Here is a 12685-nt window from a genome sequence, read left to right on the forward strand (position 1 = left end):
TGTAAAAGGATGATTTAAATGCCAACTACACAAGTATCAGATATTATCGTACCAGAAGTTTTTAACCCCTATGTAATCAATCGAACAATGGAACTTTCTGCTTTATACCAAAGTGGAATCATCGAGCAGTCAGACGAGTACGATAGACTAGCTCAAGGCGGAGGACGTACCGTAAACATGCCGCACTTCAATGACCTATCAGGTGAAGATGAAGTGGATAGCGATACTACTCCATCTGTACCAGGGAAAATTGGAACTGGTCAAGATGTAGCTGTGCGTCAATTACGTCGTCGTTCATGGAGCACAAACGATCTAGCAGCTACATTATCAGGTGCGGATCCATCGGGGGCTATAGGCGATTTGGTCGCTAAATATTGGGACCGCCGTATGCAAGCCGTAACAGTCTCTACTTTAAAAGGTGTCTTTGCAGCAGGATTAAAAAATTCGCACGAGAATAAAATTGCTGTTGAAGCTCAAGGAAGTGTTACAGATACTACTAAAATAAGTGGTGGCGCTGTTGTAGATACTGTTTCGAAGTTAGGAGATGCACACGAGGTACTTCGTGCTATCGTTATGCATTCGGTTCCTTATTTCAATCTAGTAAAGCAAGATTTAATTGAATATATCAAAGATAGCCAAGGTAATCTAACAATTCCTACTTATCTTGGGAAACGCGTTATTGTTGATGATGGATGCCCTGTAGAGGATGGAACAGATGGCACAAGCCCATCTAAGAAATATACATCTTACTTATTCGGTGGTGGTTTCCTTGGATATGGCGAAGGTGCACCTGAACATCCTACAGAGACAGACCGTGACATTCTTGCAGGTGATTCTGTAATGGTTACACGTAAACACTTTATCTTGCATCCACGTGGAATTAAGTGGAATGACGCTAATGTTTCTGGTCACGCTCCAACGAACGCCGAATTACAAGATGCAGCAAATTGGTCTAAAGTTTATGAAAACAAAAAAATTAAAGTGGTTTCTTTAATTACAAACGGATGATGATAGGCGCTCTTAACAGGGCGCTTATTAATTTTTGAAAGTGGGTGAAGTCGTGGGGTTATTTGCATTTAATCGAATGCGTAGAGAACAAGCTCAAAAAGAGAAAGAGCAACAAGAGCCCAAAATAGTACTTGAACATTTAACTGTAGAAGAAATCAAAGAATATACCAATGATGAAATCAGGGCACGATTAGACGAGTTGGAAATTGAGTATAAATCAACAGATGACAAACAGGAATTAGCTGAATTGTTATCTGCACCATTAGCATAAGGAGGGTTATTTATGACATACAGAGTAATTGCTAGTTTTACAGATAAACATACAAATAAAGTCTATCGTAAAGACAAAGAATATCCAGTTGAAGGTGTATCAGAGGATAGATTAAAAGAATTAGCCTCTGAGGATAACGATCGTGAGATGGTTCTTATTGAAGAGGTTGTTGAACCAAATGAAGGTAATTCGGATGAGGGTAATTTAGCTGAGGATGCGACAGAACAAACGGAAGCTACCCTAGGTGATGAAGAATTCCCTAAACACACTGGCGGTGGATGGTTCGAACTTTCCAATGGTGAAAAGATACAAGGGAAAGAAGAAGCACTAGAAGCCGAAAAAGAATTGAAGTGATCTTATGGCCACAACTACAAAGGATAATGTGAAAGTCATATTAGGTATTAAGGACACGTTACAAGATGATGTAATCAACTTAATTATCAATAATATCGAATCACGGTTGAAAATATGGCTTAAGAAACATGCTGAATTAGATGCCATCCCTACAGAATTGCAATTCATCGTTGAAGAAATGACAATCAATCGATACAACAGAATCGGTAGTGAGGGGATGAAGTCGGAATCAGTTGAAGGGCATTCAGTTTCATTCAATGAGGATGATTTCAAACCTTATCTATCAATCTTAGAAACATACACACCAAAAGATGATCGTGTAGGAAAGGTGAGGTTCTTCTGATGCGATACAGCGATAGAATCACCTTACACAAAAGTCAAGGAAGCCAATACAATCCTTCTACTGGTAAAACAGAAGTGACAGTTGATGAAGGTGTAACACTACCGTGTAATGCATCACCTGTAAGCTTAGAAAAGACTAGTGCAGTATTTGGTTCCATCAATCAAAAAGTCACGACAGTACGCTTGCAACGTCCATATAATGACTTTGCTGACAAAGCAGTTGTTAATGGTGATAAATATAACGTTCTCAGACATGTACCACATCGTTCTGAGAGCGTTTTTTATCTCGAGGGGGTATCTGCATGGACTTAGATGGATTGGATGCTCTACTAGCTAATCTTGATCGTATGCATGATGAAATCGAAGATGATGTCGATAAGATTGTTAAGAACAATACGATTGAGATGACGAAAGAAACGGTTAAAAATGAGCGACAACGTTTTGATAAAGGGTATGCGACTGGCTACACCATGAGGAATACGAAAACGGAAAAGGTCGATAAGTTAAACTACCGAACGAATGTAGCTTCTGAACACGGCGGTTATCTCAACTACGGTACACGTTACATGGATGCTACATGGTTTCTACGTGATGCTTATTTCAAACAGAGAAAGAAATTTTTAGAGGATATAGAAAGATTGGTGAAATAGTATGGAGTCACCAAAAATACAACTGTTTAACACTGTATTTAAGAAATCATTAGCGTTGAATTATAGCACCTATGATTATTCTCCCCCAAAGGAACAAGGGGTACCTTATCCCTTCGTTCATGTGGGCGAAACGATTGGTGCTGATGTGATTAACAATAAAACAGTCATAACAGGTACATTAACGCAAACGGTCCATGTGTGGGCATTAGCAACCGACAGGGCGACATTTGCGGATATGGTGCACAAGCTAGAAAAGGAATTCAGAAAAATCACAAGGTTAACTAATTATAATGTGAGATTGATAGCCTTAGATTCGAATGAAATCTATGACAATACCACGACCGATAACCTATTGCATGGGATTATTCAAGTCGAATACAAAATATCTTAGGAGGTCATGATATGGCTGAAATAGCTAAAGGAGTTAGCAAAGTATTATATTTTCGTAAGTTAGGTGAAGCTTCAGAAGGTGCAAAACTCGTGTTTCAAACAGAACACTCTAAATCATACTCTCGTGATCGTGAATCAACCGTTACCAAAGATGGCAATGTCTCAAATGGAGGACCATTGGAAGATGAGGTAAGTATTTCAGCATTACAAGCAGAAACGGACCCAACATTTGTTATGTTAAGCGATTCAATCGTTGATGATTTCCCGGTTGAAATGTGGGAAGTTGATTTATCAAAACCAACAGAAACCGGAGTTGAACCAGATATAGTTACTCAGTATGCAGCTGAGTATCGACAAGGTCATATTACTGAATGGGAAACAACAGATGGTGCAGAAGATGACCCAGAAGTATCTGGAACTTTTGTAACATCATTTAAGCGACAAAAAGGGTTAGTTACTATTCCAGAAGCAGACCTAGAAACACTATCTTATGTTTTCCATGACTTGCTGACAGAAGACCCAGCAGATGATGGATTAGCAGAACCGGCACCAGCTTAAAGAGAGGGATTATTCCCCTCTCTTTTTATTTTGAATTAAACAGGAGGAATTACTTTGCATATTACATTTAAAGAACGTGACATAGAACTATCATTCGGGCTTAGAACACTGACAGAAATAGATCGATCATTAGGGTTAGAGGTAGAAAGCGTAAGTTTAGGTCAAGGTTTAGAAACAATGCTTGCACCTGGCTTACAATCAGGTAACGTCATCTGTTTGTACAAGCTGATTAAGGCAGCGACCGCACATGATAAAAACCCACCTAAAACGGACGCAGAATTTGAAGCTATTCTTGATGACATTGCGGACGATGAAGGGTTAGAAGAGTTTGGTGCGCAAGTAATGGGGGAGTTGGGAAAGCGACCTATGACCCGAAATCTAGTTCCAGAGAAGTACCAGGAGCTGAAGAAGGTCAAGAAGGAGAGCAAACCCAAAGCAGTATAACGTATAACGAAATTGTTATTTATGCCATGCGTAAGCTTGATATGAATCGATTAGCTGACGTGGAACAAATGACATTGACTGAGTTTCATTACAAGCGATATGCGCGGGAATACAAAGAAATTGATGAAGAATACAGGATGCATAAGCTTGCATTTTTAACACGTAATGCGAGCGTAACAGAGAACACAGGTACAGACAAGAAGCCGAAAGAAGAATATGTTTTCAAGAATTTCAAAGACTTCTTTGATTATGAAAAGGCATTGGAATCTGTAGATCAAGAAATTAAAGAAGAAAAGAAGAAAGAATCTCCTAATAAAAAATTATCACCAGCTCAATTAGCATTACGACATAACTCCAGAAAGGAGTGACTAAATGGCTGATTATTCCATTGATGCCGAACTAAAAGCAAGTGTTGGTAAGTATAAGAAAGCAATCGATGCAGCTAGAAAGGTAACGCAGAAGTTTAAGAGTGAATCTGATAGCGCTGAAGATACCGAACTAGACGCTAACATAAAACCATTAAAGCGTAATATCAAAATTGCACGTAAGCAGATGGAAGCTTTTAGAGCTAGTGCGTCTAAAGATGTGAATGTCGATGTGGATGTAAACAACCAGGAAGCCAAAAAGAAGATAGGTTTCTTAATGGCTGCCAAACTAGCGTTATCTAAAACGGTGGTCATACCTGTTGAAGCTAGAATAAGCAAATTTCAAACAGCGATGGGACGTATTGCTAATACGATTCGTGCGTTTGATACCGTTGCTCAGAACACATTTCAAGGGATTGGTATATCAATATCCTCAACACTAGTTCCAATTATTGCATCAATGGTACCTGCCATTATGGCGGTTGGAAATGCAATTGGTGTACTTAGTGGTGGTGTTGCTGGACTAGCTACATCATTTGCAGTTGCCGGTTCTGGTGCTGTTGCATTTGGTGCGGTCGCTACATCAGCGCTTGGAAGTGTTTTTGAGACTAACAAAGAAGTTACCGCATTTCAGGAACAATTAGCAAATACATCAGACGCAAAAGAAAGAGCAAAAATCAATGAACAAATTGCCCAGGCAACTAAAGGATTATCTAAGGAGCAACAAAAAGGACTGAAATCACTACAAGGTTTCAGTAAGTTCTGGGGTAAGTTTGCAAAACAATTCGAACAACCTGTTATGGATATATTCATCCGTAGCTTAGACCAGTTACAAGGACTTATTAAGCAACTAGAACCGGTCTTTGATGGTGCGGTGAAAGCAGTTGATGTATTATCTAAAAGTCTAGGTGGAGCGATTCAATCTGATCAGTTTAAGAAGTTCACTAAATTCTTAGGCGATACAGTTGAACCAGCAATGATTACTCTTGGAAAAGCATTTGGTCATACAATGATGGGGGTCCAAAACCTTATGATTGCGTTTGGTCCATTATCTGAGGATATGCAAGATGGATTTTTGAACATGATGAAACGCTTCTCAGAATGGACAGCTGGACTCGAAAACTCAAAAGGGTTTCAGAAGTTTGTTGACTATGTAAGGACGAATATACCGATTATCCGGTCAATCTTTGGTGATACGTTCAAGGGTATCATTAACCTATTCGCTTCATTCGGTGATAATAGCTCTATTATCTTTACTAAACTAGCTGAGATGATGGCCAAGTTCAGAAAATGGTCTGAAACAGTTAAAAAGAGTGATGGATTTCAGAAATTTATTGAATATGTAGAAACGAATGGACCTAAAGTAATTGCTTTAATCGGAAATATTATTTCATTTATTATCAATCTAGGTATTGCGCTTGCTCCTATGGGCGCAGCTCTACTCGGCATCATCAACAGCTTTATTAGTTGGACAAATTCCATGATGGAATCCTATCCAATTATAGGAAAGATCATAGCTATAATTACAGTTGTTGCGGGTGTTCTTATTGCGATAGTGCCTAATATCATTGCATTTGTTTCTGCTTTTTCAGGTGTTGGCGGTGTAATTATGAAAGTTATACCGTGGGTTGTTCGAATTGGAGGCTCCTTACTAAGGTTTGCTGGTGGTCCAATTGGATTAGCTATTCAAGCAGTGATTTTACTCGGAATAATCATCTATAAAAATTGGGATGCCATTTGGAAGACTACCAAAAAGATATTTTCTGTAATAGGTAGTTTCATGTCGAGTAGTTTGAATTTTTGGATAGATATTTTCAAAACATCAACATCAACAATAAAAACAGTTCTCAAACAAGTATTTTCGTTTATTTTTAATAACGTGATTAAAAATTATATGGATTCTGCGCTAAATCACATAAAAATAGTTTGGCAATTCATAAAAAACAGCTTTAAAAATGCACTAGCTTTCGTAAAAGCGCTATTAACTGGCGATTTTCAGGGAATGGCTGATGCGGTATCAAATCAGATGACAAATATAAAAGATACAGTTTCTGATATCTGGAATAATGTGATGGATTTCTTTTCAGATATCGACCTATATGATAGTGGTAAAGCGATTATTCAAAGTGCTATTGATGGAATTTTAGCTGTGAAAAATAAAATATTGGGAACGGTTGAAGATATCGTTAGTAACGTTCGTGACTTTTGGCCTTTCTCACCTGCTAAAACAGGACCATTGAGTGACATTCATAGAATGGATTTTGGTGTTATTAGCGACTCAATCAAAAGAGCAAAAAAACCTATACAACGAGAAACCGAAAGACTCGCTGCAACAACAGCCAATTCATTCAACCCAAACTTAAGCGTTAAATCATCGCAGATTACATCTAGTCTAAAGGGATTGAAACGTAATAGTGCTGCACAGGTAAGTAGTGCGGTTAACGCTGACATAAAAGTTAATAACAAACAGCCAGCATATATTAACTTGAACCTTGGCGGAAGAGAATATAATACCTTTGTAGACGATATCTCTACTACTCAAGAAAGAGAAGCTCGTTTGAAAAGTAGATTTCAATAAGGAGGTGCTTTATGTACGGATTCGTTGACTTTAATGAAAGAGGTGTGCTTAGCACCTCTTTATCAATTCAAACCACGTTTAATAGTCTTAACCTAGATGATATGTTAACAGATGACACTGGTAGTTTTACGACTCTGACTGTATCTGGTAGGAGCAATCAAAGTAATCGAATTGACACCACTGAAGTACCAGGACGTGACGGTTTACTTGAATCAGAAGAACATACAAGTAGCGAAAGAGAAATCGTCGTTAAGTATCAAATAACTGATAAAACAAATGCAGGGTTTAGGCAACGATGTAACAGATTGAATTCGTTGTTGAAAGGCTCCAAAAAGGAATTAGTGTTCTCTGATGAGGATGCTATTTTTTATGCGACATTATCAGTAAATGAACTTCCTGAAGAGAATAGCAATAGTTTAGTAGGTACAATCACTTTTCTTTGTTCTGACCCATATAAATATGGTTCAGAAATACCAGCATCTTTCCAAAATGATATCGCCACTATAACAAACGAAGGTACAACAGAAGCGAATCCAATATTCGAGATGGAATTGTTAGCACCAGTCACCTTTGCTATGATTCAAAATCAAGACAATGAATATATGATGGTGGGTAAACCTCTTTCAATTGAAGATACGGTGTTTGAGCCAGAAATACTTATCTTACACGATACTATGAGCACTATGACAGGATGGACACAGGCGAATTATGTAGACAATGGGAATATATCCGGTGAAATGGTATCGGATGGAGCAGGTATGTATCCTAACCTTTATGGAGATGTTATAGAACCACCAACATGGCAAGGTCCATCAGATAAAAAACCCTTATCTGAACCGTTACAAGACTTTCGGGCAGAAATCATGGTTGAGCAAAATAACCTAGACTTCCAAAATGGAATGCTAGAAATCTACTTTTTAGATGCGGCAGATAATACCGTTGCTAAGATTGGTATTGAAGATCGTTGGGCATACCAGGACAAGAACGTTGGTAAATTTCAACTCGGTCCAATTGATGATAGACATAATGTAAGTATAGAGCCAAACAAATCTACTGGGTGGAATAACTTTAATGGATTGCTACGCATTGAAAGAATAGGCAATGTTTGGCGCCCTTATTGGGCAATCATTCGACCAGATGGGATGCATGTAGCTGTTAAATCAACCGTTAAATATGTAGATGGTTTGGATAAGTACGCAGCACCTATTGCTCAAATACAAGTAGCAATGAGAAAGTGGCCAACAACGGAAGCAACAGATCAACGAGTCAATGATATTAAGGTTTATAAGATAAATCAAGAACCTGATGGAATCCCATATATAGCTAAAGAAGGAGATATCATTACACTTGATCATAAAGCGAAAGATATCTTGATTAATGGAGAATTGCGAATGGACTTGATTAATTTTGGTGCCGACTTTTTTAAATTAGCAAAAGGTAAAAATCAATTAATTGTACAGCCAATTAATAGTTTTATTACAAGGGTTAAGTACAGGGAGCGTTTTAAATGAGTGAGATTTTTATTGCAGATGGACAAACAGACACTATCTTGGACGTTATATCAAAAGAGAATATATTATCTAACCAACATCGCAAATCCTTACAAAACAATTTAGAAACATTTCAGTTTGAAACATTTGCTGATAAACGCTTTTCCAAATATCTTGGGAAAAGGAATCGAGTGATTATTCCTAGTGAAGACGGAGAATTTATTGAGTTTGTTATCTTTGAAGCTGGAGTTGATAGGATTCAAAGATACTCAGAAGTATATACATCTGCTAGTTACTTAGATTTAAAGAAAACAAGAGTAATAGCGCCACATACAACAGGTGCAGATAGCGCAGAAGTTCATACAATTAATGCTTTATCAGGTGCAGAATGGCAACCAGGAACGATTGCTTATGCGGGCGTTCGAACCATTATCTTTGATAATTACACGAATCCATTCGCATATCTAAAAAAAGTTGCTAGTGAATTCGGATTAGAACTGCGTTTCCGTATAGAACATGATGGTTCTCAAATAACTGGTAGATATGTTGATTTAGTAGAACGTGTAGGTGATTGGCGAGGGAGAACGGTTGAATTTGGACAAGACTTGCTTGAGTTAAGACGTATAGAAAAAACGGATCAGATTGTTACTGCTCTTAGAGGTGTATTTGAGAAAGAAGATGGAACACGATTAGACGTGTTAGTAACAGATGAAGATGCCTTGCAACGTTGGGGTCGTAATGGAAGACATTTAATTGAAGTATATGAGCCTCAAAGTACCAATCAAGATATGACTGAAGAACAATTAACTCAATATACCCGTACAGAATTAAACAAACGAATCAATGCATCTGTAGAATATAAAGGTGGTATAGCTGACTTGGAGCATATGCCGGGAATGGAAAACAAGCGCATCCGTTTTGCTGACACAATTAGAATTAAGGATACTAGCTATGATCCATCTTTGTATTTAGAAGCAAGAATTCACACAATGGATAGGGATATTGTTAAGAAGGGCAACAAGAAAGTTACTTTAGGTGATTATGAGGAATTTACTGAAGATGAAGTAAAGGCTATATGGAAGTCGCTACAAACTCAAATAAGTAAAAAAATGAGTGAACTCCAAGTGTTGGAAGTCACCTATGACAAGAACACGATTGATGGTAAAGACCAAACCTCATATGAAGACAGTACCGTATTCACTGAACAGTACGCAGAGAAAAAGAAAGTAATGAGCACCACGGCACCAACAGATAAAAGTGTAATCTGGGTAGACAATAGTAACCCTGATAATGTTGTTTGGAAGGTATGGGATGGAACGGAATGGAAGCTGGGCCCGAGTGGTCCAAAAGGTGAGGACGGCTATACACCAATTAAGGGTGTTGATTATTTTGATGGCTTGGATGGCCAAGATGGAACTAGTTCTTACTTATGGGTGAGGTACAGTCAAAACTCAGATGGTAGTGGAATGACCACTGATCCGACAAACGCGGTTTATATAGGGGTTGTTACAACCACAGAACCAATAGCTCCGACTTCTTATACTAGCTACACTTGGACTTTAATAAAAGGTTCAGATGGTGTAAAAGGTGAAACTGGTTCAGATGGTAAAACTTCTCATTTACACATTAGATATAGTAATGATGGTGGTAATACCTTTACAGCGAATAACGGTGAAACTGTTGGTACTTATATTGGTACTTATGTGGATTTTAGTAGCCCTGACAGTAATAATGTCAGTGATTATACTTGGAATAGAGTTAAAGGTGAGAAGGGCGATACTGGACCTCAGGGGGTCGAGGGTCCTATAGGGCCAGAGGGCGCTCAGGGTCCAAATATAGTTGATGGGAATACCAGCTTTGGTGAAGCTTTTAATACTTTAGGCAAAAACTATTATTATCAGGCGGATGTAGTTCCTGGCGATTGGTATAGGATTGCTTATAATTCCGGTAATAGAGCGCATGGTAAATTTATATTGAAGGATATCACATCGAGTAATCATGCAGTATTAACTTTCGAAGCGTCTGTGAATTATGGAAGTAGACCCACTATTACAGTACTATCCTCCACACGATATGGAGGCACTCCGGTATTCCAGAAGGTTAGGATTGTTAAGTATGGTGTTTATGATCCTGTATATCTAGAAGTTTTTATACCTAGCAATTCCCGATCTCCAATGAGTGTACATTGCTGGATAACAGAAAATATCCAGAGTTCAGGATGGGTAGGATTGGATTGGGAAGTTGGTAGTATACCTACAGGATATACTACATACACAAGGAATTCCGATTATGGGGACACTTCTCAAGATGTAGCAGATAATGCACAATCGGTAGCCGATAGCGCTAAAACAACTGCGGATGGCAAGAACACTGTTTTATATTCGCCTACACAACCATCAACAACAGGACGCAAAACACATGACGTATGGTTTGATATAGACAACGATTATAAGATGTATCGATTTGATGGTAGTTTATGGGTAGAAGCACCGTTTGGAGAGAGTGCTATTATAGCTAACTCCATTACCGCCAATCACATTAAATCCTTATTAGGGCTAAATGTGAATGATCAATTCATTGTAGATGCTAATGGTAATGTTACATTTGCAGGGAAGTTGAATGGTGCGGATGGAAACTTTTCAGGTAGTGTGTCGACAGATAAAGACATGAGTATAGGTAAAAGCTTAAGTTTAAATACAACAGGGACCTTGTTATCAGACATTAATTTCATTAGAGATGGGATCTTACAAGGTAGACTCGGAAGTACAGCTGACGGGTTAGTTATCGACCTGAGAAATCAAAGGAATCTTACCATTTACGGAGGAGAGACTCAAGGCGGTTCAGTATCTTTTGATATTGATACGGTTATCGGTCTCGGATTAAGGGTTGGGTATGTGAATGATGTTATAGATTTTAAATCATCAGGCGACCCGACAACAATGCGACCAGAAAATGGTTTTTGTGGAACTGGAGCTAGGAATACGGAGAGTAGTTTTACCGGTGCTGTTTCAGGTGTGGGAGTAAACTTTAGAACGAAAAAGACCTATATACCTTCTTCAGTAGGATTAAGTGGAACTTCGTACACAGCAACAGGTAGGGTAGCTAATATCACTAAAGATGGTTTCTGGTTATATGTAAACAAAGAGGCCGATTACTCTTATTGGAGAGGTAACTATAACGCATAAAAGGAGGGAAGACTATTGATTGTAGGTATTAAAAATAGGAATGTTGATGTTGAATGTGATTCATGTAAACACCTATACTCGGATAAAGCAGAAGCACCAGGGCAAGTGAAGAAGTATTTAGAGGAGTTTGGAGAATACGAGAACTACATCGTAAAATGTCCTGTTTGCGATTATCAAGAAACATACAATATGAACATACCTATCAATGATACGGACGAGCCTATTGCAACAGGTGATATTTCAGAAAGAGAAGAAGTACAAAGGTATTACGTTCGGTATTTGATGAGGTTAGTTAGAGAAGATTTGATAAGCGCCAATTAGGGCGTATTTTTTATGCCAAAAAATAAAATGGGGGCGCGTATACGCCCCCTTATCTATACATCCGATGAGGGGGTAATACTTCGGATGGCAATATAAGGATTCGATTATAAAAGTATTTGTTAGGGGGTCTAACATGTCAGATCAAACCAAGGAAGTGGAGGATATGGAGAAGTTCATGACTGTGCTCATGGAAGTAAAGATTTCACTTACCGAGCAAAACACTAAGCTAGATAACTTATTAGACATTAAACAAAAAGTAGATTCCACTTATGATACTGCAAACAGCGCAGAAAGACGTTCCATTGAAAATGAAAAAGATATTGAGCGCATGCATGTCAAAATTAGCACCAAGGCAAGTAAAGAGGATATAGAAAGAATTGTGAAAGAAAAAGATAATTGGAAAAAAACATTTCCGTCATGGGTAGCTGTAGCTGTAGCAGTTATCGCTTTAATTATGCCATTTTTAACAAATTAAAGGAGGTGAGAGGTATGGACAAAGGTACAGTAATTCGTACAGTGGTTTTAGTGTTTGCTTTGATTAACCAGTTATTAATGGCTAATGGTTTAACTCCAATCCCAGGAACAGAAGAAATGTGGGGTGAAGTTATTGCAACAGGATTTACATTTGTTGCCGCAGTAATTGCCTGGTTTAAAAATAACTATATAACTGCAAAAGGTGGACTACAAAAGCAAGCACTTCAGGCTCAAAGTTTAATCAAAAAGTAGGGC

At 38.2% G+C, this 12685-nt stretch carries 16 protein-coding genes; all 16 read left to right on the forward strand.

Annotation, left to right across the window (positions count from 1 at the left end; all coding sequences use genetic code 11):
* Positions 1-18: 18 nt before the first annotated feature.
* The 16 genes from QQS35_RS20560 to QQS35_RS20635 all read left to right on the forward strand — a co-directional run bounded on the left by QQS35_RS20560 (position 19) and on the right by QQS35_RS20635 (position 12682).
* Entirely contained in the window at positions 19-1008 is a 990-nt protein-coding gene (locus QQS35_RS20560) for a major capsid protein (protein ID WP_285934125.1), read from the forward strand.
* Positions 1009-1060: 52 nt separating this feature from the next.
* Positions 1061-1279, forward strand: a complete 219-nt coding sequence (locus tag QQS35_RS20565; protein ID WP_285934126.1) for a hypothetical protein — start codon at positions 1061-1063, stop codon at positions 1277-1279.
* A 12-nt stretch (positions 1280-1291) separates the two neighbouring features.
* Positions 1292-1633 (forward strand): hypothetical protein, encoded by a 342-nt coding sequence (locus QQS35_RS20570; RefSeq protein ID WP_285934127.1) that lies wholly within the window; start codon positions 1292-1294, stop codon positions 1631-1633.
* A gap of 4 nt (positions 1634-1637) precedes the next feature.
* Entirely contained in the window at positions 1638-1976 is a 339-nt protein-coding gene (locus tag QQS35_RS20575) for a phage head-tail connector protein (RefSeq protein WP_285934128.1), read from the forward strand.
* Complete coding sequence (locus tag QQS35_RS20580; RefSeq protein WP_285934129.1) at positions 1976-2287, forward strand: hypothetical protein; 312 nt, start codon at positions 1976-1978, stop codon at positions 2285-2287. The genes QQS35_RS20575 and QQS35_RS20580 overlap by 1 nt, the downstream gene beginning before the upstream one ends.
* Positions 2278-2625, forward strand: a complete 348-nt coding sequence (locus QQS35_RS20585) for an HK97-gp10 family putative phage morphogenesis protein (RefSeq protein WP_285934130.1) — start codon at positions 2278-2280, stop codon at positions 2623-2625. The genes QQS35_RS20580 and QQS35_RS20585 overlap by 10 nt, the downstream gene beginning before the upstream one ends.
* A gap of 1 nt (position 2626) precedes the next feature.
* Complete coding sequence (locus tag QQS35_RS20590) at positions 2627-3016, forward strand: hypothetical protein (protein ID WP_285934131.1); 390 nt, start codon at positions 2627-2629, stop codon at positions 3014-3016.
* Between the two features lie 11 nt (positions 3017-3027).
* A complete protein-coding gene (locus QQS35_RS20595; protein WP_285934133.1) occupies positions 3028-3573 on the forward strand; it encodes a phage major tail protein, TP901-1 family in 546 nt (181 codons plus the stop codon).
* A gap of 54 nt (positions 3574-3627) precedes the next feature.
* On the forward strand, positions 3628-4017 hold the full coding sequence (locus QQS35_RS20600; protein ID WP_285934134.1) for a tail assembly chaperone: 390 nt from the start codon (positions 3628-3630) through the stop codon (positions 4015-4017).
* 41 nt (positions 4018-4058) lie between these two features.
* A complete protein-coding gene (locus QQS35_RS20605) occupies positions 4059-4385 on the forward strand; it encodes a hypothetical protein (protein ID WP_285934135.1) in 327 nt (108 codons plus the stop codon).
* Positions 4386-4389: 4 nt separating this feature from the next.
* Positions 4390-6960 carry a phage tail protein gene (locus QQS35_RS20610; RefSeq protein ID WP_285934136.1) on the forward strand — a complete coding sequence of 857 codons (2571 nt, stop codon included), beginning with the start codon at positions 4390-4392 and terminating at the stop codon, positions 6958-6960.
* Positions 6961-6971: 11 nt separating this feature from the next.
* Complete coding sequence (locus tag QQS35_RS20615; protein ID WP_285934137.1) at positions 6972-8471, forward strand: distal tail protein Dit; 1500 nt, start codon at positions 6972-6974, stop codon at positions 8469-8471.
* On the forward strand, positions 8468-11635 hold the full coding sequence (locus QQS35_RS20620; protein ID WP_285934138.1) for a phage tail spike protein: 3168 nt from the start codon (positions 8468-8470) through the stop codon (positions 11633-11635). The genes QQS35_RS20615 and QQS35_RS20620 overlap by 4 nt, the downstream gene beginning before the upstream one ends.
* Before the next feature lie 15 nt (positions 11636-11650).
* Positions 11651-11956, forward strand: coding sequence for a hypothetical protein (locus tag QQS35_RS20625; protein ID WP_285934139.1), 306 nt, complete (start codon positions 11651-11653; stop codon positions 11954-11956).
* A gap of 133 nt (positions 11957-12089) precedes the next feature.
* Positions 12090-12431 (forward strand): hypothetical protein, encoded by a 342-nt coding sequence (locus QQS35_RS20630; RefSeq protein WP_285934140.1) that lies wholly within the window; start codon positions 12090-12092, stop codon positions 12429-12431.
* A gap of 14 nt (positions 12432-12445) precedes the next feature.
* Positions 12446-12682, forward strand: a complete 237-nt coding sequence (locus QQS35_RS20635; protein WP_285934141.1) for a phage holin — start codon at positions 12446-12448, stop codon at positions 12680-12682.
* Positions 12683-12685 lie beyond the last annotated feature (3 nt).

It is taken from the genome of Aquibacillus rhizosphaerae (genome assembly GCF_030282825.1).
GTDB lineage: Bacteria > Bacillota > Bacilli > Bacillales > Amphibacillaceae > Aquibacillus_C > Aquibacillus_C rhizosphaerae.

Bases quoted from the DNA above. Each gene is read 5' to 3' on its own strand.
- QQS35_RS20560 (WP_285934125.1), top strand. From the start codon at position 19: ATGCCAACTACACAAGTATCAGATATTATCGTACCAGAAGTTTTTAAC.
- QQS35_RS20570 (WP_285934127.1), top strand. From the start codon at position 1,292: ATGACATACAGAGTAATTGCTAGTTTTACAGATAAACATACAAATAAA.
- QQS35_RS20575 (WP_285934128.1), top strand. From the start codon at position 1,638: ATGGCCACAACTACAAAGGATAATGTGAAAGTCATATTAGGTATTAAG.
- QQS35_RS20580 (WP_285934129.1), top strand. From the start codon at position 1,976: ATGCGATACAGCGATAGAATCACCTTACACAAAAGTCAAGGAAGCCAA.
- QQS35_RS20585 (WP_285934130.1), top strand. From the start codon at position 2,278: ATGGACTTAGATGGATTGGATGCTCTACTAGCTAATCTTGATCGTATG.
- QQS35_RS20590 (WP_285934131.1), top strand. From the start codon at position 2,627: ATGGAGTCACCAAAAATACAACTGTTTAACACTGTATTTAAGAAATCA.
- QQS35_RS20595 (WP_285934133.1), top strand. From the start codon at position 3,028: ATGGCTGAAATAGCTAAAGGAGTTAGCAAAGTATTATATTTTCGTAAG.
- QQS35_RS20605 (WP_285934135.1), top strand. From the start codon at position 4,059: ATGAATCGATTAGCTGACGTGGAACAAATGACATTGACTGAGTTTCAT.
- QQS35_RS20610 (WP_285934136.1), top strand. From the start codon at position 4,390: ATGGCTGATTATTCCATTGATGCCGAACTAAAAGCAAGTGTTGGTAAG.
- QQS35_RS20615 (WP_285934137.1), top strand. From the start codon at position 6,972: ATGTACGGATTCGTTGACTTTAATGAAAGAGGTGTGCTTAGCACCTCT.
- QQS35_RS20620 (WP_285934138.1), top strand. From the start codon at position 8,468: ATGAGTGAGATTTTTATTGCAGATGGACAAACAGACACTATCTTGGAC.
- QQS35_RS20630 (WP_285934140.1), top strand. From the start codon at position 12,090: ATGTCAGATCAAACCAAGGAAGTGGAGGATATGGAGAAGTTCATGACT.
- QQS35_RS20635 (WP_285934141.1), top strand. From the start codon at position 12,446: ATGGACAAAGGTACAGTAATTCGTACAGTGGTTTTAGTGTTTGCTTTG.